The sequence below is a fragment of the Methylophilus sp. YYY-1 genome, assembly GCF_029132825.1.
GTDB classification, from domain to species: Bacteria; Pseudomonadota; Gammaproteobacteria; order Burkholderiales; family Methylophilaceae; genus Methylophilus; species Methylophilus glucosoxydans.
This window is the reverse complement of sequence record NZ_WOVG01000001.1, coordinates 598878-619604: the sequence shown is the minus strand read 5'-3', so window position 1 is coordinate 619604 and position 20727 is coordinate 598878. Positions and strand designations below refer to the sequence as shown.

The window sequence follows — 20727 nt, the reverse complement described above, 5'->3', positions numbered from 1 at the left end:
CAGATAACCCATGAGCGATATTAAACAAACCGCTGTGAACAAAACCACCATCCCTGAACAGGAGGTGGTTTTGTCACTTTATAAATCCGCAGATAAGATCTATGCCCGTAGCGTCTCCGGTATGTTCAATAACTGGCGCTGGGTCATGGTGTGGGCTACGCAACTGTTTTTTTATGGCGTACCCTGGTTACAATGGGATGGTCGTCAGGCCATGCTGTTTGACCTTGATGCCAAACGCTTTTATATCTTCGGCCTGATTTTTCATCCGCAGGACTTGATCTATCTGTCGTTTTTGCTGATTGTGTCTGCGCTGTCGCTGTTTCTGTTTACGGCCATTGCCGGTCGCTTGTGGTGTGGCTACACCTGTCCGCAAACGGTGTATACCGAGATTTACATGTGGATGGAAAATAAAATCGAGGGCGATCGTATCGCACGTATGCGCCTCGATGATAGCAAATGGACTCTGAACAAGCTCACGCGCAAATCGCTCAAGCAGTTTGCCTGGATCGCCTTCGGCTTGTGGACAGGCGTGACGTTTGTCGGTTACTTCTCCTCCATTCGCGAGCTGGTGCCCAATATTGTGAACTGGCAATTGGGTGGCTGGGAAACGTTCTGGATTTGCTTTTACGGCTTTGCCACCTATGGCAATGCAGGCTATATGCGTGAGCAAGTCTGCAAATATATGTGCCCTTATGCCCGCTTTCAGAGTGCCATGTTTGATGATGACACCATGATTGTGACCTATGACGAGGCACGCGGTGAACCGCGTGGTGCACGCTCTAAAAAAGCTGGCGAGAATGCCAATGGCCTGGGCAGTTGCATTGATTGCAGTATCTGTGTGCAAGTGTGTCCGACCGGAATTGATATCCGTAAAGGCTTGCAGTACGAGTGTATTGGTTGCGGTGCCTGTATTGATGCGTGCGACGATGTAATGGACAAAATGGGCTATGCCAAGGGCTTGATCAAATATTCCACGCAGAACGGCATCACCAACCGTTGGAGCCGTCAGCAAATGCTGCAACGTTTGCTACGCCCACGCGTGATTATTTATACAACGATTTTGTTGGCGCTCACCATCGGTATGGTGGTCAGTCTCTACTTCAAGCCCGATTTCAGGCTGGATGTGTTACGTGATCGTGCCGTCATGTCTCGCTATACTGATGAAGGCATGATTGAGAACGTGTATAACCTCAAGCTTGAAAATGATACCGAAGCCGTGCATGACTACGCATTGAAGGTCACGGGGCTCGAAGGCTTGGTGGTGCATTTTGCTGACGAGAATAGCCAGGACTTCAAAGGCTTGCGGCCGTTTGAGACACGCAATGTGGTGATTGAGCTGGAGTTGCCTGATGGGGTCACCAGAGCTGGTTCCCATAAAATCTTTTTCGAAATGACGGATTTACAAACCAGCGAAGCGGTCAAAGAAAAGTCGGTCTTTATTGTGCCGAGCAACTAATGGAGCAGAGATTGTCACAACACCAAGCACAGCAGAAACCGGCCGCTAAAGCGGTTGACCAGAAAAAATGGTATCACAACCCTTATGTCTGGATGATTATAGGCGGCCCTTCTGCCGTGATTGTGGCTTCATTCATCACCTTGTATCTGGCGATTACGCATCCTGATCCAGCGATTGATGATTACTACCGCAAGGGCATAGAAATCAACAAGACGCTGGATGCGCAAGCGCAAGACGGCCAGACAGATGCCATGGCGCCCGCCATTCAGGCGCGTAACCATGCGCAGACCGGTCTGAAACCTGCTGAACAGTAAACTGTCTGCCTATCTCTCAGCGCTGACGAGCATCTAATCCCTGATTCAGGCGCGAGCGTTGCAGATAGGGGATCAGCGTTTAGGCAAATAGGCGCACGTTGAAACCTTGCGTGCGCAAAGCCTCAGCATACTGCTGTAACAGCCGGATGTCTGGTGCTTGAATGCTGGCCAGCGTGTCTTGCTGGCTAGGTCTGGCGATGCCATACAACAAAATGCCTTCAATGTTCTCTTTAAGTGGTAGCAACGCCTGCACATAGCCGGCCAATGCGGGGGTGGTGACCAGTTGGTCCGCGATACGACGCTGCATCACAGCGGTTTGCACCCAGGTCCGGCAAGCCATGCTGCAAGCCTGCAGCCGTTGCAGATGCAGGCTAAGTGGCAAACGCGCATCATTCACTGCCAGCATTTCTGCATCGTTGCCTGCGTCCAGCTTAAACCAGACTTCTCCCCCCATCTGTTGCAGTACCTTTAAGGCTTGCTGTGTCGTGGCCAGATGCATTTGGCTGCCATTGGTAATGAGCCTGACCCGTGCCGGACGGTCTGCTTGTGTTGTCTGGCTCAGTAATCGTTCAACCAGTGCCAAGGCTTCAGGAAATTGCGGCGAGGTGGTCGGTTCGCCGTCTCCGGCAAAGGCAATATCCTGCACATCTTCCGACAATACACGCTTTGCTGCGTGTAAGTGCTGTCTTAGCCAGTGCAAGCAGGTGCTTAATTCTTGTTGCAGGCGCTCTATTTGAATGACCGGGGAGGGGCCGCGATGCAGCCCTGGCACCTGGCAATAAATGCAATGCCAGTTGCAGCATTGATTCGGGTGCAGGTTTATGCCGATGGAAAGGCCCTGCGCACGGCGGGACCAGACAGGATAAGTATATTGCCAGGCTTGTTGCGCGGCCATGCGCTGTAAGGCCTCAAATAGAGACGAAGGCAGTGGCATCCCTCAGCGGTTACAACAGTCAGCTGCCGCCTAGCAGGTGCTGGCGTTGAAGATAGTTTTAAGCTTTTCGTGGTCCAGAATACGGATATTCTTTTGCTTGACCTCGATAATGCCTTCATCACTAAATTTGGAGAAAGTACGGCTCACTGTTTCCAGTTTCATGCCCAGGTAGCTGCCGATTTCTTCACGCGTCATGCGTAAAATCAATTCGCTTTTGGAGTAGCCGCGTGCATGCAGGCGTTGCAGCAAGTTGAGCAGAAACGCCGCCAGGCGTTCTTCGGCGCGCATATTAGCCAACAACATCATGACGCCATTTTCGCGCACAATCTCGCGGCTCATGATTTTGTGCACATGGCGTTGCAAGACGGGAATCTCACGCGACAGGTCTTCGACATGATTGAAGGGCATCACACAGACTTCGGCGTCTTCGAGGGCAATGGCGTTGCAGTTGTGTTTGTCACTGACAATGCCATCCAAGCCCATGATTTCACCGGCCATCTGAAAGCCGGTGACTTGTTCACGGCCATCTTCCGAAACGACGCAAGTCTTGAAAAACCCAGTGCGGATCGCATAAAGCGTGGTGAAGGCATCGCCACTGCTATACAAGTGACCGCCTTGCTTGATCTTTTTACGGGTGGCAACCATGCCATCCAGTTTAGTCATTTCATCTGTGCTCAAGCCTACCGGCAGGCACAGTTCACGCAAGTTACAATTGGAGCAGGCAACCTTGAAACTGGATTCTGCTTGCATGGAGGGCGTCCTTGACTGACGTTGAACATGCGGCAAATTATACGCCTCTTCGGTTGCGATTTCATTGAACATGGTGTGACCTCTTCCTTTTGTATTTAGGCGCATTATGCAGCAGGCGACGCAAGCTGCATTTGACGTGTGTCAAAAAGCCCTGCATTGGTTTATGGCACAGTAACGCCAGATGAACCCGTAAAGTCCAGTTTCGGGATACTGATAGGAAAGAATTTGCCAGAAACCATGAACTCCCCGTTGCTGATTACTCAAGAGCATATTGAGCGCTATGACGTCTCCGGGCCTCGTTATACCTCTTATCCGACAGCAGACCGCTTTGTTGAGGCGTTTGACGCCGCTGCTTATCTCAAGGCGGCCGAGCAGCGCAATATCAGCAACTGGACGCAGCCGCTCTCGTTGTATGTGCATATCCCGTTTTGTGCCTCGCTGTGTTTTTATTGTGCATGCAACAAGATAGTCACCAAGCGCTATGAGCAAGGCGCGGTTTACCTCAACTACCTGCAACGCGAGCTTGATTTACACTTGGACAAGTTTGCCAAAAAGCAAACCGTCAACCAGTTGCATCTGGGCGGGGGTACGCCGACGTTTCTCAATGATGCCGAGTTGACCCAACTCATGCAGATGTTCAAGCAGGCGTTTGCCTTTGCCAAAGACGGTGAATACTCGATTGAAATTGATCCACGTACCGTCAATCAGCAACGCTTGCAACACTTGCGCGAGCTGGGCTTTAACCGCCTGAGTTTTGGCGTGCAAGACTTTGATGCCGAGGTACAGCAGGCCGTGCACCGGGTGCAGTCTTATGCGCAGGTTGAAAGCCTGATGCAACATGCGCGCGACCTAGGGTTTGCCTCTATCAATACCGACTTGATTTACGGCTTGCCCAAACAAACCCCGGCGACCTTCCGCCAGACCATCGCCCAGATCATTCAATTGCGGCCAGACCGTATCGCGTTATATGGCTACGCGCACTTGCCGTCACGTTTCAAGCCGCAACGCCGGATTTTGCAAGCAGACTTGCCGCATGCCGTAGATAAAATCCAAATGCTGTCAGAAGCGATTCAGCAGCTGATGCTGGCAGGCTATGTCTTTATCGGCATGGATCATTTTGCCTTGCCTGATGACCCGCTGGCGATTGCCAAACAACAGGGCAGGTTACACCGCAACTTTCAGGGTTACAGCACCATGGCTGATCAGGATATCCTGGCTTTGGGTGTCTCCGCGATTGGCAAGATCGGTGCTACTTACAGCCAGAATGCCAAAACCCTCGAAGAGTATTACGACTTTCTCGACCAAGGCCAATTACCGATTGTGCGTGGGCTGGCATTAAGCCGCGATGACCTGATCCGCCGTGCCGTGATCATGGCAGTCATGTGCCATGGTGAACTGAGTTACGAATCCATTGAGTTGTCTTACATGGTCAATTTCAAACAATATTTTCAGGCAGAAATTGCGCAATTGGCCGAGAAAGAGAAACAAGGCCTGGTCGTACTCGAAGACGATGGCCTCAAAGTCACCGAAATGGGCTGGTATTTTGTGCGCGCCATTGCCATGGTGTTTGACCGTTATTTGCAGCACGATGCCAACCGTGCAAGGTTTTCCAAAATCCTTTAAACTGCTGGCATGTTAGCCAGTTTACTCTTGACTGCTTTTGTCATGGGGCTGGCAGGCGGCCCGCACTGTGTGCTGATGTGTGGCGCTGCTTGCGGCGCCATGCAAACGCCGCCGAATCTTTCCAGTCCCCCGCGTTCCATCCCTCTGCGTGTCGTAAAGACCATCCCCTGGAGTTTTTACCTGGGCCGTATGCTCGGCTATGGCTTGCTGGGCGCGATTGCTGCCGAAACCTTGCGCGGTTTGGCCTGGTTATCCAATCAGAGCCATCTGTTTCAACCATTGTGGACGTTCTCGCATACGCTGATCTTCGCCTGGGGCGTGTTGCTGCTTATCCTCGGCCGACAGCCACAATGGGCGGTGCAGCGGGCCCAATTGGTCTGGGCATGGATCAAGCAACATACCGCGCATGCCAGGTCGGGCTATTTTGTGACCGGCATCGTCTGGGCCTTGCTGCCTTGCGGCTTGCTGTACTCGGCGGTGATGCTGGCCTCCCTCCAGTCGCAATGGCTGCAAGGCGCACTGGTCATGATTGCCTTCGCGACCGGTTCCGCCACCATCCTCGCCTTGGCCCCCTTTTTCTGGCGCGCGGGCCAGCAAAGCCTGCCGCGCTGGTTCAGTGAAGCGGCAGGCATGCGCCTGAGTGGCGGCTTGCTGGTCGCCCTCAGCCTGGTGGCGCTGTGGATGGACGTCATGCATCACGACAAACTGTGGTGCCAGTTGTTATAGCCGTGTCTGATTGTGTGCACCAGCAGCCTCTGTGAGGCTTATTTGGGCCATCCGTGTATTGCCTACCTAGTTAAATTCCGCTAACTTACGATTGTTAAATTAAATTAACAATTGGGGCGGTGATGATGATATGGATGCGCATCTGTTTTTTACTGTGGCTCATCAGTCAGCCTGGCATGCCAGCCTATGCGCAGGTACCAGAAATCCTGCTGGCACAGGTTTACCACGAAGGCATCGCTGTCAACGACTACTTGGTCAGCGAAAAGCTCGACGGCATACGCGCCGTGTGGGATGGCAAACAACTGATCAGTCGGCAGGGCCATCCCATCCACGCGCCGGCCTGGTTTGTGCAAAAATTCCCCCAACAGCCCCTGGATGGTGAACTGTGGATCGCCCGCGCACAATTTGAACGACTCTCTGCCACCGTGCGCCGCGCCCAGCCTGATGAAGCGGAGTGGCGGCATGTGGCCTATTATGTGTTTGAACTGCCAATGGCCCCAGGCACTTTCACTCAACGTGCCCAGCACATCGAGCAACTGGTTAAACGTCAGCAGAGCCCGTATCTCAAAGCCATCAAACAGTTTCGCGTGGCAGATGCCGCTGCCCTCAAACGCACGCTGGACTGGGTGGTGGCCCGCAAAGGCGAGGGCCTCATGTTGCATCAAGCCGATGCACCTTATCTGACCGGCCGCAGCCATGTGCTACTCAAACTCAAGCCACAGCTGGATGCCGAAGCCAAAGTCATCGCCTACGTGCCCGGCAAAGGTAAATACCAAGGTAAAATGGGCGCGTTACTGGTCGAAACCGCGCAAGGGATACGTTTTAAACTAGGCACCGGCTTTAAAGATAGCGATCGCGCAAACCCGCCGCCGATCGGCAGCCAGGTGACCTATACCTACCGCGACCTCACCAAAAACGGCAAACCCAAATTTGCGCGCTTTGTGCGGGTACGGCCACCGGAATAATTCACACAGAAAGGATCACACAATGAAATGGATGCTTGGATTGGTCGGCGTTTTTGTTGCAATCAACGCCTATGCGCTGGATTTAAGTGGTGTTTACAGCTGCACTGGCGATGACGCGCATGAAGGCAAATACACCGGCACCGTCACCATGAAATTGCGCCCGGAGCATAGTAAAGGCGCGGATGCCAGCTATGATTTTGAACTGGCTGTGCCGGACTATGGCACCTATAAAGGCCACGCTGCCGTGCACGGCATGCATGCGGCCATGCATTTTGCCTTGCCGATGGAAAATGGCGAATATGGCGGCAAGACGCATGATTATGGAACCGGGATTGCCGAGTTTAAGAAGAATGCCAAGGGGCAGTTGAGTTTTAGGAAGTTTTATTTTGAGCCTGGGTTTAAAGGTGGCAATACGGGAGTCGAGGAGTGCGTGAGGAAGTAATTTTTAGCATTTTAATTAGAGGTTTATGAATGTTGGATAGGTCATTTTCCTCTGTCGGCGAGTTAATTTCTTTGCCCTACATCCCGTTCAATCTTAGGTGAAAAGTAGAAGTTGTAGGGTGGGCATGAATGCCCACGCGGATTGGTGTGTGTTGTATGTGATGTTCTGTTTCGCCTGTAGGCGAGTTACTTTTCTTTGCTTGCACAAAGATAAAGTAACCAAAAGAAAGTGCACCCCAACTTCCGCTTGTTTCCTGCGTTGCTCGGTTTAGGACTTTCGTCCGTTGCTTTGCCGGACTTAGGCATAAGCGCTCGCAGAACTCATCCTAGCGGCCTGCACAAAACGCAGGCCACCGCGGGATTCGGACAGCCGCTCGCTTCATCTTATTTTGTTTCCGCTACTCGGCGCGGCAGATGGGGACCCCGAACACCTGATGGGCGCAGCGATCAGTGAAATAAATAAAAGAGTTATTTTTTTGAACGGTCCAAACTTCTACGCTCGTAGTTTGGCGAGACAAATCCCATCCCATCACGCTGAGTAGCGGAAACAAAGTAAGGAAGAAGGGAGCGACTGTCTGAGCTCCGCGGCAGCTTGCGGGGTGGGCAAGCTGCTAGGGCGAGTTTCGTGACCGCTTACTTTGTTGAGCAACGCAAGGCAGCCGAAGGCCGGGATGGCTGGGTGCCCTCTTTTTGGTTACTTTTTTGGGGCAAGCAAAAAAAGTAACTCGCCATTAAGGCGAAAAAACATACATTAAACTAGAGAAACTTAAGTTATATGTAAACAGCTAGGCTGCATGCCAATTAGCATGCCATGATAAAATCTCACCCCTATGACTGCCGTCTCTCCCATCCAACTCATCAGCCAACTCGAAAAACAACTCCCCCAGTGCATGCTGGCTGATCGCTTTCCGCTCAAGCGTCGTTTGCAGCAGCTACGTGATGCTTTAAAACAAAATAAACCCGTGGATAAAGCGCTGGTGGAACTTGCACACAAGGTGCAGGCTTCCCAGCAGCGTTTGCAGGCACGTCAGGCGGCGTTACCCCGGCCTGATTACCCGCCAGAGTTGCCAGTGAGTGGCAAAAAGGATGAGATTGCGGCGGCGATTGCCAAGCATCAGGTGGTGATTGTTTGTGGTGAAACCGGTTCTGGTAAGACCACACAATTGCCTAAAATCTGCCTCGAACTCGGGCGCGGTGTGAGTGGCTTGATTGGCCATACGCAGCCACGCCGGATTGCTGCGCGTTCGGTGGCGTCGCGCATTGCGCAGGAGTTGCAAAGTCCGCTCGGTGAGGTAGTCGGTTACAAGGTGCGCTTTAATGACAAATTGTCCGAGCGCAGTTACGTCAAGTTGATGACGGACGGCATTTTGCTGGCGGAGACGCAGAGCGATAAATTCCTTAACGGCTATGACACCATCATTATCGACGAGGCGCACGAGCGCAGCCTGAATATTGATTTTCTGTTGGGCTATCTCAAACAGTTACTCCCCAAGCGGCCAGATTTGAAAATCATCGTCACCTCGGCGACGATTGATGCAGACCGCTTCTCGAACCACTTTGATGGCGCGCCAGTGATTGAAGTGTCTGGCCGGACTTATCCGGTCGAAATCCGTTACCGGCCCTTGGGCAACAAAACCACCATGGTGGCTGTGGAAGTGCCAATTGATGACGGGCTGGATGACATAGACCGTTTTGCGCAGGACCTGATGGGCATCAAGCGCAAGCCGCCGCGTACCGAGACGCGCTGGCTGGAAGAGGATGACGAAGAGGAAGTCATGGAAGATGCCATCCTCGATACCGCCGAGGATTTGTTGCGTCTGGGGGATGGCGATATTCTGGTGTTTTTGCCGGGTGAGCGTGAAATCCGTGACACCGCCGAGCATCTGCGTAAATATCAGGGCCGCTCGCCCAAACTGAAGTCGATTGAGATTTTGCCGCTATTCGCGCGCTTGAGTATAGAAGACCAGCAAAAGATTTTCCGGCCCAGCGGCCAGCGCCGCATTGTGCTGGCGACCAACGTGGCGGAAACCTCGCTGACCGTGCCTGGTATCAAGTATGTGATTGATACCGGACTGGCCCGAGTCAACCGCTATAGCCCACGTGCCAAGGTCGAGCAATTGCAGATTGAAAAAATCTCGCAAGCGGCGGCCAAGCAGCGGGCAGGGCGCTGCGGCCGCGTGTCTAACGGCATTTGCGTGCGTTTGTACGGCGAGGATGATTTTAACCAGCGTCCGGCGTTTACCGATCCCGAGATTCTGCGTAGCTCACTGGCCAGCGTGATTTTGCGCATGGCGGATTTACGGCTGGGGGATGTCGGTGAATTCCCGTTTATTGAGGCGCCTTCTTCACGCCTGATCAGCGATGGCTATCAGTTGCTGCAAGAGCTGGGGGCGGTGACCGAGCGCCGTGAGATTACAGAGCTGGGTCGGCAGATGGCGCGCTTGCCACTGGATCCGCGTGTGGCGCGCATGATTCTGACCGCAAAAAAAGAAGGCTGCGTGCGTGAGATTCTGATTATTGCCAGCGTACTCAGCATCCAGGATCCGCGGGAGCGGCCCATGGATAAACGCGAGGCCGCCGACAATGCGCATGCCAAATTCAAGGCGGATGACTCTGACTTTATGAGTTATCTCAAGTTGTGGGACTGGTATGAGCAGGCGCTCAAAAGCAAAAAGTCCAACCGTGATTTGCTCAATCAGTGCCACCAGAATTTTCTCTCGTTTTTACGGCTGAAGGAATGGCGTGAGCTGCATGCGCAGTTGCTGGAAATGGTGGATGAGCTTGATATCAAGCCCAATCAGCAAGAAGCGAATTACGCGCAAATCCATCGTGCGTTACTGTCCGGCTTGCTTGGCAATATCGGTTTTAAAGATGGCGATAGCGAGACCTATGCTGGCGCGCGCGGGATCCGCTTTACCGTTGCACCGGGCTCTGTGCTCAAGAAAAACCGCCCCAAGTGGGTGATGGCCGCCGAGTTAGTCGACACCACCAAGCTGTATGCCCGTTGCGTTGCAAAAATTGACCCGGACTGGATAGAGCCAATTGCGCATGAAGGCGGCGGCCGTGGCATTACACAAAGCCATTACAGCGACCCGCGCTGGGACCGCAAAACCGCGCAAGTGGTGGCCTGGGAGCGCGTGAGCCTGTACGGGCTGACCATTGTGCCCAAACGCCGCGTACATTATGGGCCGATTGCGCCGACCGAAGCGCGTGAAATTTTTATCCGTGAAGCCCTGGCCAATATGGAATTTGACACGCGGGCCCCGTTTTTTGAAGCCAACCGTCGCCTGATCTCCGAAGTGGAGGCGCTGGAGCATAAAGCCAGACGTCAGGACGTGCTGGTCGACGAACACCAGTTGTTTGTGTTTTATGACCAGGTGGTGCCGCCGATTGCAGACCCTTACCATGTCTATAATGGCGCTGCGTTTGAAAAGTGGCGGCAGGACGCTGAAAAAGCCAATCCCAAGGTGTTGTACCTGACGCGCGAATCGCTGATGCGCCATGGCGCCAGTGCCATTACAGAGGTACAGTTTCCTGAGACCATTGTGGTAGACGGCGAAGTCGTGCCACTCAAATACCGCTTTGAACCCGGGCATGTGCTGGATGGGGTGACAGTGACGATACCGCTGGCCTTGCTCAATCAGCTTGATGCCACCGTGACTGAATGGCTGGTACCGGGCATGGTGCGTGACAAGGTGACGGCACTGATAAAAGCCTTGCCCAAAACCCTGCGCCGCGTCTGTGTGCCGGTGCCAGAGTTCGTGACCGGCTTCCTCGAAGCCAAACAGACTGCGCAGCCATTATTGCCCGCTCTGGCTGAGTTTATCCAGCAAAAAACCGGGCTTAAGCTCAAGCCGGAAGAGTTTGACCTGGCGGGCCTGGAGCCGCATCACCGCATGAACTTTAGCGTGGTCGACGAAAAAGGCCGTGAGCTAGGCATGGGTCGCGACTGGAACCAGCTCAAAAAACAACTGGGTTCGGCCGCCCAACTGACGTTTAGAACCGGCTCGCCCGGCATTGAAAAATCCGGGCTCAAGCAGTGGGATTTTGGCGACTTGCCAGCCACCCTTACCTTTAGCAAAGATGGTCGCCAACTGACCGGCTATCCGGGCCTGGAAGACAATGGTGACAGCGTGGCCATCAAACTATTTGATACGCCAGAAGCTGCCTTGGCCGCTCACCGTAAAGGCGTCTGCCGCCTGATGCGTTTTGAGCTCAAGGAGCAGGTCAAACAACTGGAAAAAGGCCTGCCAGACTTTAACCAGTATGCCTTGCTGTTGCGCGCCATCATGAATCCTGACCAGTTGCGTGAAGACATGCTGCAATGTATTGCTGACCGCGCCTTTATTGCCGAGGACGACTTGCCGCGCAGCAATGCCGAGTTTATGCAACTGAAAACACGGGCGCGGACCCGCTTGCCAGCGGTGACCGAGGCGCTGACCCGGCAGGCGCAACTGATTGCCAATGAGTATCAGGTGCTGGTTGCCCAGTTACAGAAAATGACGCCGGTGACACAGAAAATCAAACGCGACTGCGAGCAACAATTACAGGGTTTGTTGTATCACGGTTTTTTTAGCCAGACCCCGTGGGAGCAATTGCCGCACTTGCCGCGTTATCTCAAGGCGATCAAGCTGCGCATAGACAAATATCCGACCAGCATAGAGCGTGATGGCCGCCATGCGCAGGCGCTGGTACAACTGGAGCAGCGCTGGCAGCAAAAAATTGAGCAATTGCGCAAGGCGCATCTGCCTGTAACCATCCAGTTACAAGACTTTGCGTGGCAATTACAGGAGTTGCGTGTATCATTATTTGCGCAGGAATTAAGGACGCCTTATCCTGTCTCAACCAAACGTCTTGAAAAACTCTGGCAAGAAATGCAATAGTATCGCGTGACCACTGCTAACCTGTGACCAATCCTGTTCATGCAGCCTTCTCCCTTTGAACCATTTAGTACGCCTAACTGGCTAAAGCCCAAGCAACGCGAGCGCGTGTTGCGCATCCCGGCACGCCTGATGTGGGCGATTTTGGTGTCGCTGCTGATACACGCCATCCTGTTCTGGGGCTTTTTACTCGATTTGCTTAAGCCGCTTGAGGAGCCCGCGCAAGCGCCGCTGAATATTGTGCTCGACTTAGGCGTGCCGGCGCCGACCAAACCCAAAGTGGTCTCGCCGCCGCCTGAGATTCCGCCAACTCCACAACCGCGGCCTGAACCCAAACCGAAGCCACCGCCCAAATCTGAGCTCAAGCTGCCTAAAAAGATTATTCAGTCACAGCGGCCGGATAGCGCCTTTAAATTGCCCGAGCCCAAGCCGCAACCCAGGCCAGAGCCTACGCCAAACTTGCCGCCACCGCCGGTGGAAGACTTTTCAAGTTTTATCAAGCGCAAGCAGACCGACCGTTATGCGGATGAAATCTCAGCCAAACAGGCCAATGATGCTGCTGCAGCGGCCGAGCGTGGTCCTTCCGAGGATGAGCGCCGCACCAAAAACATCATGAACAATCTCAAGTTCGGTACCAACGGCTTGTTCCAGATCCGCCGCATGGATCCCTTGAATGCAACCTTCAGCTTCAAGGGCTGGGTCAATGATTACACCTCGGCCAATACGCAGTACTACGAGGTGGAAGCGCGCAGTGGTGAAGATATCCGCCTGGTGATGGTCAGACGAATGATCAGTATCATCCGTGAGCACTATAACGGTGATTTTGACTGGATATCCAACCGCCTGGGCCGTACTGTCACGCTGTCAGCGCGGCCTGCAGACAGCGCGGGGCTCGAGGACTTTTTGATGAAAGAGTTCTTTGGGCCCAATTATAAAAATCAGGATATTTACGGCCGCTAGCGCCCGGGGCAGCAGATGGCAGACGGCTTTGTTACCTCCACAACGTCGCATCGGCCAGACTGGCAATATCAGCTAGTACTGTGGTCGGGCATGGCCCTCACCACCTGGGTGGGTGTCTGGCATTTTGCCAGCCTGGGTGTCACGCTGCTCACCTTGCTGTATATGCTATGGGTGTTGTGGGCGGCCTATTTCCTGCACTTTGCCACCGCCATGCTGACGGCGATTGCCGCTGTCCTGCTGATCAATTACTGTTTTATTGAACCGCTGTACACCTTGCGCGTGGCTAGCCTGCAATCGTGGGTGATGCTCATGGTGTTTGCCGTGCTGGCATTGACGGTGAGCCAGGCCATGCAACAGCTCAAGCGGCAAAGGCAACAGGCACAATTGGCCGCACAACAATCCCGTTTTTTTCAATCACTGGCCGAAGTGTTATCCAGCCACTTGAGCGTTGCAGCGTTGTTGCAGGCCGCTTGCCAGCATGTGCAACAGGGATTTGGCTGGCAGATTTGTGTGGTGCAATTGGCGCCCGGCATGCAATTGCAGCGACTGGCCGGTGAGTCCACGCTGCTTGTTCAGCCTTCCAGTGTGCAATGGGCACTCGATTACCAGCGTGCCATCGGCGCAGGCACTCAGGATTGGCCAGCGCTGGGCCAATGCCTACTGCCGTTTGGTTTTTCGCAGCACGAAGTACTTGTGGTGGCCGTGCCAGCCGATCATGTGCCTGACCTGCATTTTTTACAGCGGCTGGTACAACAATGTGCTGACGCTACGCTCAAGCTCAGACAGCAGATTGCCCTGGCAGACGCCGCCCGCGAGACCACTGAGGCCCAGTTCAAAAAAACGCTGCTGACCGCTTTGTCGCATGACATGCGTACGCCACTGACGGCGATTTTAGGCGCGGCCAATGTGCTGGCCGACCAAGAGATTACGCTGGCACCCGCACAGTCCACACAGTTACTGCAAAGCATCCTGGCAGAAGCCGGTTATTTAAGCCAGGCCACAGAAAATATCCTGACTCTGGTCAAGCTGGAAGCGGGCGAGCGCGCCTTGCATCGCGAATGGCAATCGTTGCAAGAGGTGGTACAACATGTGATGCACCGCTACTTGCAGCGCACGCCCCCCGTATCACTGGCCTTTGCCGCTGTTGCAGAGGGCGAAGAATGGCTGGTGCATATGGATGCGGTGCTGGTGGCGCATGCGCTCTCTAATCTGGTGGATAACGCCTTGCAATGGCGCAGCACTGAGACGCCCGTGGCATTGCAGCTGGCAAGGGAAGCGGACTGGCTGGTACTGTCGGTGATTAACGAAGGTCCAGGCTTTGCGCCAGATTTCGAGATTGCCTCGTTTCACTCGCGCCGTCCTGCGGGCAGAGGTAGCCGTGGCTTTGGACTGGGCCTGAGTATCGTCAATACCATCATGCAGTTGCATCAAGGGCAATTGCAACTGACGCAGCAGTCAGATCAGCCCCCATTAAATGCAGCCCGGTTAGATAAAACGGCAGTCGCCCGGCGCACCTGTGTGCGTATGTTGTTTCCATTTGTGCCCGCCACCACCTTGAGTGCAGGGGATGCCGGATGAGCCAACCAGTCGATCACTCTACGCACCCACATCTGTTGCTGGTCGAAGATGATCCGGGTGTTTACCAGTTTCTGCTGCCCGCGCTGTCTGCGCATGGCTATCACGTGCAGCATGCACGTGACCTGGCTCAGGCCCGGCAGGCCAGCGGCTTTGCCATGGTGATACTCGACCTTGGCTTGCCAGACGGGCAGGGCGAACAACTGATTCCGCATCTGCGCAGTTATTCCGACGTGCCGATACTGGTGCTATCCGCACGGCAGGATGAGGCAGACAAAGTGCAATGTCTTAATCTGGGCGCAGATGACTATTTGATGAAGCCATTTGGCTTGCAGGAGTTGCTGGCCAGATTACAGGCGGCCCTAAGGCGTTCTGCCATGATGCAAATGCGCGACCATGTGTATCAGCACGCCGGTATCAGCGTCAACCGTGCCACCGGAATTGTGACCAAGGCTGGTGCGCCCTTGCACCTGACGCCCATCGAGCACGCCTTGCTCATGCAACTGGCTAGTAAACCTGGCAGCATTTTTACCCATGCGCAATTGCTGCAAGCGGTGTGGGGGCCAGAATATCTCAACGATACGCAATACCTGCGTATTCACATCGGCCGTTTACGCGCCAAGCTCGAAGATCAGCCCGCTGAGCCTAAAGTCGTCTTAACTGAGCTGGGGATCGGCTACCGGCTGGCTTAATCATTGTCGCCATGACCATAGGCGTTGTAAATATTGCATCATGTATATGCGATTGATATACGCCTGATTGCACACTTGCGCCATCAATCAACCATAAGGGGATGTGATGGAAACGTTTTCCACCAAAAAAAGCAGTCTGGCCGCCTTGGCCTTAGGGGCGATCGGTGTCGTCTATGGCGATATCGGAACCAGTCCGCTCTATACCGTACAGGTCATTTTTAGCGAGAGCACCGGTGTGCCGCTCAACCAGCCCAATATCCTGGGCGCGATTTCGTCTATTTTCTGGTTACTCATGTTTGTGGTGACGTTTAAATACGTCCTACTCGTGCTGCGGGCACATAACAAAGGCGAGGGCGGCGTCATGGCCTTGCTGTCGCTGGCGGTCTCCAGCTTGCGTCCACAAGACAAACGTAGCACTGTGCTGTTATTACTCGGCGTCCTCGGGGCGGCGCTGTTTTATGGCGACAGTGTCCTGACGCCGGCCATTTCGGTGCTGTCTGCCGTAGAAGGCCTGCAAGTGGCGTCGCCCACCCTGGCTGCGCAGGTGCTGCCGATCTCAATCGGCATCCTGATCGGCTTGTTCTGGGTTCAGCGCCATGGCACGCATGCCGTCGGGCGTTTTTTTGGCCCGGTGGTCATTGGCTGGTTTCTGGCGCTGGCCTGTATCGGTGTCTGGCAAATTAGCCAGGCGCCAGAAGTATTGCAGGCCATTCATCCGCAGTATGCCTGGCAGTTTCTGCAATCACGCGGGGCTGGTGTGTTTATCGCCATTGGCGCCATCTTGCTGGCCGTGACCGGGGCCGAGGCCTTGTATGCAGACATGGGTCACTTTGGCCGTCCGGCCATTCAGTTGGCCTGGCTGGGCTTGGTATTTCCGTGCCTGATTTTAAATTATCTGGGCCAGGGCGCCTTGCTGCTGCATCATCCTGAAGCCGTCAACAATCCGTTTTACCTGTCGTTTCCCGAGCCCTTGCTGATTCCCGCCGTGATTTTGGCCACTCTGGCCACCATTATTGCCTCGCAAGCAGTGATTTCTGGCGCTTTCTCCATGACACGTCAGGCGATTCAATTAGGGTTTTTGCCTCGTATGCGCATTATTCACACTTCAGCCAGCGAGTCCGGCCAAATCTACATGCCCTCCGTCAACTGGGCGCTGCTGATCGCCGTCATCATCGTCTGTCTGGCTTTCCAAAGCTCATCGGCACTGGCCTCGGCTTATGGCATTGCCGTGACGGGCACTATGCTGATTACCACCATCCTGATGTTTATCGTCATGTGCAAGCGCTGGCAGTTTCCGCTTTGGCTGGCAGGCTTGTTGACGGCCGTATTGGCGAGTGTAGATGGTATTTTGCTCAGTTCTGCCTCCATGAAGTTTATGCAAGGTGGCTGGTTTCCGGTTGCGCTCAGTGTGGTGTTGATCCTGTTCATGACCACCTGGAAAAAAGGCCGTTTTAGCCTGCTCAACGGCATTGCGCAGTCTGACCCCAAACTGCTGCCTTTTATCGAGTCACTGGCACACTGTACGCTGCCCCGCGTCCAGCGCACGGCCGTCTACATGGTCTCCAATCTTGAGACTGTGCCACAAGCGCTGTTACACAACCTCAAGCATAACCAGGTGCTGCATCAGCATAACCTGTTTGTAAATGTCACGTTTGAGGAGGTGCCGTTTATGAGCGCAGAAGAGCGTGTGAGGGTGACGCGGCTGGCAGAAGGCTTCTGGCAAATCCAGTTACGGTATGGCTTTATGCAACATCCTGATATTCCGCAAGCCTTGCGCTCGGTGGCGCTGGATGGCAAGACGCTTGATCCGTTCACCAATTCTTATTTCTTGAGCCGCGAGATTATTGTGCCGGATGTAGGCGGTGCCATGCCACGCTGGCGTGACCAGTTATTCTCGGTGATGTCGCGCAATGCCAGCAGTGCGGTCGAGTTTTTCAATATCCCGGCCAATAGTGTCATTGAGCTGGGTAGCCGCGTGCAATTGTAGGGTGATCCCCCTTGATTGCCAGCCAGAACAGGGCATCAAGGGGAAGCCAGCCGTTTATGCCTAAAAAGGATGCCCAGTCGCTCCGGGCATCCGTTTCATGACGGGTAGTGGCGCTGATATGCGCCGCTACGCCCGTCTTTTTTGAGTGTTTTGTAGCGTGAACTGGTTTTGTTGTCCGGCAGGATTGCCACTGTGATTCAATTTGTAGTGACTGACTTTCTCGTTTAATTGCTCGGCCTGGTCTACCAGTGACATGGCCGCCGCGGCCGCTTCTTCGACCAGAGCGGCATTTTGTTGCGTGACTTCGTCCAGTTGCGTCACTGCGGTATTCACCTGTTCGATGCCTATGCTTTGCTCACGCGAAGCAGAAGTGATTTCAGTGATTAAGTCCGAAATTTGACGTATCGCGCCTATCATCTCGTCCATCGTACTGCCAGCCTGATTGACGTACTGAGAGCCGCTCGAGACTTTTTCAGAAGAGTCTACAATCAGTTGTTTAATCTCTTTGGCCGCACTGGCTGAGCGTTGGGCCAGGTTACGCACCTCACTGGCGACGACGGCAAAGCCACGGCCTTGCTCCCCCGCACGGGCGGCTTCCACGGCTGCATTCAAGGCCAGAATATTAGTCTGAAAAGCAATGCCATCAATCACTGAAATAATTTCCTCAATCCGTGAGGAGCTCTCGGTAATTTCGGACATGGTAATGACCACCTTGCCGAATACCTCGCCACCGCGTGCAGCAATTTCACTGGCTTGGGCGCTCATGCTGTTAGCCTGTTTGGCATTTTCAGCATTCTGTTTTACCGTAGAGGCAATCTGTTCCATACTGGCCGCGGTTTCTTCCAGCGAGCTGGCTTGCTCTTCTGTACGTTGAGACAAATCATTATTGCCCACAGAAATCTCGCTGGCGGCGGTCTTGATGGTTTCTCCGGCAATTTTGATGGCAGCGAGAATCTCAGCCATGGTGTCGACAATACTGTTGACCCCCAGGCACAATTCCCTGATCTCCCCTTGTTTGTCATCTGTCTTGATGCGCTTGGTCAAGTCACCCGCTTTAGCTAATGCCACCACTTCTCCGGTTTCATCAACCGCCTGTTTCATGGCTTGTGCTTCTAGCATTTTGTCGGTGATGTCAGTCGCGTATTTCACCACCTTGAAGGGTTTGCCTTCCATATCCAATATCGGGTTATAACTCGCTTGTAGCCAGACCTGCTTACCGCCTTTGCCTACACGCAGATATTGGCCGTTATCGGCTTCCCCACGTGCCAGTTTTTGCCAGAACTGCTTATATTCCTGACTATTTTTATAAGCTGACTCCACAAACATACTGTGGTGATTGCCGATGATTTCCTGCGGGCGGTAGCCAGTGACGGCTGCAAAGGTGTCATTGACATGGGTGATCGTGCCTTTTAAATCAAATTCAATCACCCCCATCACTTTGCTAATGGCCGCAATTTGTCCGGCAGAGTCTGCATTTTTAACGATTTCTGCCGTGATGTCGGTGGCGTATTTAATCACCTTCACCGGCTTGCCAGCGGCATCCAGAATAGGGTTGTAGTTGGCCTGTAGCCAGATCTCCTTGCCGCCTTTGCCCAAGCGCTTGCATTGGCCGCTCATGGCTTCGCCGCGCGCCAGTTTTTCCCAGAACTGTTTATATTCCTGACTATTTTTATAAGCCGGTTCGACAAACATACTGTGGTGATTGCCAATGATTTCCTGCGCGCTGTAACCGGTGACTGCGGCAAAAATGGGGTTTACATGTGTGATATTCCCTTTGAGGTCAAATTCAATCACGCCCATCACCTTGTTGATGGCCGAAATTTGGCCTTCAAACTGCGCATTTTTTCTTTTTTCAGCGGTGATGTCGGTGGCATATTTGACGACTTTGAACGGTTTGCCTGTCGCATCAAAAATGGGGTTGTAACTGGCTTGCAGCCAAACCTCTCGGCCGCCTTTGCCGATGCGTTTGTATTGCGCGTTATCGGCCTCACCCTTGGCCAGTTTGTCCCAAAACTGTTTATATTCCGCACTGTTTTTATAAGCGGTTTCAACAAACATGCTGTGGTGATTGCCAATGATTTCCTGCTTGCTATAGCCAGTGGCTGCGGCAAAGTTGTCATTCACGGCAATGATTCTCCCCTCCAGATCAAACTCAATCACGCCCATCACCTTGTCGATTGCAGAAATCTGGCCTGCAAAGTCAGCGTTCTTGCGTTTTTCTGCCGAGATATCAGTGGCGTATTTGACTACCTTGAATGGTTTGCCCTGTTTGTCTAGAATCGGGTTGTAGCTGGCTTGCAGCCAGATTTGTTTGCCGTCTTTGCCCTTGCGCAAATATAGGCCTTGATCTGGCTCGCCGCGCACAAGCTTTTGCCAGAGTGCCTGATATTCCGGGCTTGCCTGATACGCGGCATCCACCAGCAGCCGATGGTGCTGGCCGACCAGCTCCTGCCTGCTATAACCCGTCACCGCCGCAAAATTGTCGTTGACCGCAAGGATGTTTCCCTCCAGGTCAAACTCAATCACGCCCATGACTTTATCAATCGCGCGCAGTTGTCCTTCTTGATCCAGCTGCCGGAGCAGTGTTTCCTGAGAAGGTTGTTTGCTAAGCTTTTTAAAAATATTCCAGTCCATTTTTCACCCTCATTGATATAAATTTATCTTGTAATTATTATCGCGATACCAATAGGATTAGAGACTAATCAGGTGTAAAGGCATGCTGGGATAAGAGATGGGTTAGTGTCTGTGTTCAATAGATCAAACAGATATTCTGCCGCTTCTTCTCCGTTTAAAGGTAAAATGCAGGGATATTCTTTGTAGTCGTTTCATGGCTCGCTACCAAGTCTGTGTTTAGCCTGTTCGGGCTATTTGGATGAAAAAAACTTTTAATCTATAATGATTATCGAAGTAAATGTTTAATTAAATTAAGGATATGACTATGTTTTGGAAACTGGCTTGTGCAGGGGTCATGTTTGCAGCCTTTAACGCAAATGCAACAACAATTACGATCACGAATGGCTATGATGAGCCGGGTGCATCAGCTGCTAAAACTGAGATTATTACAGTACCTGAGCAATTTTCTGCTTTTAATTTTTCTGGCTCGCTAGATTTAGATGGTCGTTTGCAACCTGATGGGAATCCTGGTTCAGTTTTTGGTTTGTATAAAGATAATACTTTGCTAAAAGGCCTGTCTGATTTTATTGCATCAACTGGTGATGTTTACACTTTTAGTTTTACTAATCTCGCTTCTGGTAACTACACCTTAAGATTTAATATCAATGGTGGTGGTAACTACAATTTTAACGGCGATGTGACAAAATTCGTTGTTACTCCAGTGCCAGAGCCAGAGAGCATGGCCTTGATGCTCTTGGGTTTGGGCGCGATTGTCGCCCGCCGTTTTAAAAAGGCTTAATCAGCCGCATAT

15 protein-coding genes are annotated in these 20727 nt (G+C 53.0%); 12 read left to right on the top strand and 3 right to left on the bottom strand.

Translation table 11 applies throughout. The annotated features are described in order from the left end of the window. Nucleotides 1-10 precede the first annotated feature (10 nt). Nucleotides 11-1456: a cytochrome c oxidase accessory protein CcoG gene (gene ccoG / locus GOC95_RS02820; protein ID WP_275355615.1), complete on the top strand. Its 1446-nt coding sequence runs from the start codon at nt 11-13 to the stop codon at nt 1454-1456. A 92-nt stretch (nt 1457-1548) separates the two neighbouring features. After that, nucleotides 1549-1770 (top strand): FixH family protein, encoded by a 222-nt coding sequence (locus tag GOC95_RS02815; RefSeq protein WP_228518788.1) that lies wholly within the window; start codon nt 1549-1551, stop codon nt 1768-1770. Nucleotides 1771-1849: 79 nt separating this feature from the next. Here GOC95_RS02815 and GOC95_RS02810 read toward each other — a convergent pair whose 3' ends face one another. Both GOC95_RS02810 and fnr read right to left on the bottom strand, forming a co-directional pair. After that, complete coding sequence (locus GOC95_RS02810) at nt 1850-2665, bottom strand: hypothetical protein (RefSeq protein ID WP_275355613.1); 816 nt, start codon at nt 2663-2665, stop codon at nt 1850-1852. A 69-nt stretch (nt 2666-2734) separates the two neighbouring features. Then, nucleotides 2735-3454, bottom strand: coding sequence for a fumarate/nitrate reduction transcriptional regulator Fnr (fnr, locus tag GOC95_RS02805; RefSeq protein WP_194747950.1), 720 nt, complete (start codon nt 3452-3454; stop codon nt 2735-2737). A gap of 237 nt (nt 3455-3691) precedes the next feature. Between fnr and hemN the strand changes: the two genes are divergently transcribed. The 9 genes from hemN to GOC95_RS02760 all read left to right on the top strand — a co-directional run bounded on the left by hemN (nt 3692) and on the right by GOC95_RS02760 (nt 17303). Beyond that, nucleotides 3692-5077 carry an oxygen-independent coproporphyrinogen III oxidase gene (gene hemN / locus GOC95_RS02800; RefSeq protein ID WP_194748455.1) on the top strand — a complete coding sequence of 462 codons (1386 nt, stop codon included), beginning with the start codon at nt 3692-3694 and terminating at the stop codon, nt 5075-5077. Between the two features lie 9 nt (nt 5078-5086). Further along, nucleotides 5087-5803 carry a sulfite exporter TauE/SafE family protein gene (locus GOC95_RS02795; RefSeq protein ID WP_275355611.1) on the top strand — a complete coding sequence of 239 codons (717 nt, stop codon included), beginning with the start codon at nt 5087-5089 and terminating at the stop codon, nt 5801-5803. A 122-nt stretch (nt 5804-5925) separates the two neighbouring features. Next, nucleotides 5926-6768 (top strand): DNA ligase, encoded by an 843-nt coding sequence (locus GOC95_RS02790; protein WP_275355609.1) that lies wholly within the window; start codon nt 5926-5928, stop codon nt 6766-6768. Nucleotides 6769-6790: 22 nt separating this feature from the next. Continuing rightward, a complete protein-coding gene (locus GOC95_RS02785) occupies nt 6791-7210 on the top strand; it encodes a hypothetical protein (RefSeq protein WP_275355607.1) in 420 nt (139 codons plus the stop codon). Nucleotides 7211-8099: 889 nt separating this feature from the next. Further along, a complete protein-coding gene (gene hrpA, locus GOC95_RS02780; RefSeq protein ID WP_275356381.1) occupies nt 8100-12092 on the top strand; it encodes an ATP-dependent RNA helicase HrpA in 3993 nt (1330 codons plus the stop codon). A gap of 39 nt (nt 12093-12131) precedes the next feature. Beyond that, the gene (locus tag GOC95_RS02775; protein WP_194747944.1) at nt 12132-13049 is read left to right on the top strand and encodes a hypothetical protein; all 918 of its coding nucleotides are present in this window, start codon (nt 12132-12134) and stop codon (nt 13047-13049) included. A 15-nt stretch (nt 13050-13064) separates the two neighbouring features. Continuing rightward, nucleotides 13065-14627 carry a DUF4118 domain-containing protein gene (locus GOC95_RS02770; RefSeq protein ID WP_275355606.1) on the top strand — a complete coding sequence of 521 codons (1563 nt, stop codon included), beginning with the start codon at nt 13065-13067 and terminating at the stop codon, nt 14625-14627. Beyond that, nucleotides 14624-15316, top strand: a complete 693-nt coding sequence (locus GOC95_RS02765) for a response regulator transcription factor (RefSeq protein WP_275355604.1) — start codon at nt 14624-14626, stop codon at nt 15314-15316. Before GOC95_RS02770 ends, GOC95_RS02765 begins: the two co-directional genes overlap by 4 nt. 106 nt (nt 15317-15422) lie before the next feature. Further along, nucleotides 15423-17303, top strand: a complete 1881-nt coding sequence (locus GOC95_RS02760; protein ID WP_275355602.1) for a potassium transporter Kup — start codon at nt 15423-15425, stop codon at nt 17301-17303. A 126-nt stretch (nt 17304-17429) separates the two neighbouring features. Here the strand turns inward: GOC95_RS02760 and GOC95_RS02755 are convergent, their stop codons facing one another. Continuing rightward, the gene (locus tag GOC95_RS02755; RefSeq protein ID WP_275355600.1) at nt 17430-19937 is read right to left on the bottom strand and encodes a methyl-accepting chemotaxis protein; all 2508 of its coding nucleotides are present in this window, start codon (nt 19935-19937) and stop codon (nt 17430-17432) included. 304 nt (nt 19938-20241) lie between these two features. Between GOC95_RS02755 and GOC95_RS02750 the strand changes: the two genes are divergently transcribed. Next, nucleotides 20242-20715: a PEP-CTERM sorting domain-containing protein gene (locus GOC95_RS02750; protein WP_275355598.1), complete on the top strand. Its 474-nt coding sequence runs from the start codon at nt 20242-20244 to the stop codon at nt 20713-20715. The last annotated feature ends 12 nt before the right edge of the window (nt 20716-20727 follow it).

What these genes read in the sequence shown, in the direction of transcription:
- GOC95_RS02770 (WP_275355606.1), top strand. Translation starts at nt 13,065, where the DNA reads ATGGCAGACGGCTTTGTTACCTCCACAACGTCGCATCGGCCAGACTGG.
- GOC95_RS02755 (WP_275355600.1), bottom strand. Translation starts at nt 19,937, where the DNA reads ATGGACTGGAATATTTTTAAAAAGCTTAGCAAACAACCTTCTCAGGAA.
- GOC95_RS02765 (WP_275355604.1), top strand. Translation starts at nt 14,624, where the DNA reads ATGAGCCAACCAGTCGATCACTCTACGCACCCACATCTGTTGCTGGTC.
- GOC95_RS02785 (WP_275355607.1), top strand. Translation starts at nt 6,791, where the DNA reads ATGAAATGGATGCTTGGATTGGTCGGCGTTTTTGTTGCAATCAACGCC.
- GOC95_RS02750 (WP_275355598.1), top strand. Translation starts at nt 20,242, where the DNA reads ATGTTTTGGAAACTGGCTTGTGCAGGGGTCATGTTTGCAGCCTTTAAC.
- GOC95_RS02795 (WP_275355611.1), top strand. Translation starts at nt 5,087, where the DNA reads ATGTTAGCCAGTTTACTCTTGACTGCTTTTGTCATGGGGCTGGCAGGC.
- GOC95_RS02760 (WP_275355602.1), top strand. Translation starts at nt 15,423, where the DNA reads ATGGAAACGTTTTCCACCAAAAAAAGCAGTCTGGCCGCCTTGGCCTTA.
- GOC95_RS02815 (WP_228518788.1), top strand. Translation starts at nt 1,549, where the DNA reads ATGATTATAGGCGGCCCTTCTGCCGTGATTGTGGCTTCATTCATCACC.
- GOC95_RS02810 (WP_275355613.1), bottom strand. Translation starts at nt 2,665, where the DNA reads ATGGCCGCGCAACAAGCCTGGCAATATACTTATCCTGTCTGGTCCCGC.
- hrpA (WP_275356381.1), top strand. Translation starts at nt 8,100, where the DNA reads ATGCTGGCTGATCGCTTTCCGCTCAAGCGTCGTTTGCAGCAGCTACGT.
- fnr (WP_194747950.1), bottom strand. Translation starts at nt 3,454, where the DNA reads ATGCAAGCAGAATCCAGTTTCAAGGTTGCCTGCTCCAATTGTAACTTG.
- GOC95_RS02790 (WP_275355609.1), top strand. Translation starts at nt 5,926, where the DNA reads ATGATGATATGGATGCGCATCTGTTTTTTACTGTGGCTCATCAGTCAG.
- hemN (WP_194748455.1), top strand. Translation starts at nt 3,692, where the DNA reads ATGAACTCCCCGTTGCTGATTACTCAAGAGCATATTGAGCGCTATGAC.
- GOC95_RS02775 (WP_194747944.1), top strand. Translation starts at nt 12,132, where the DNA reads ATGCAGCCTTCTCCCTTTGAACCATTTAGTACGCCTAACTGGCTAAAG.
- ccoG (WP_275355615.1), top strand. Translation starts at nt 11, where the DNA reads ATGAGCGATATTAAACAAACCGCTGTGAACAAAACCACCATCCCTGAA.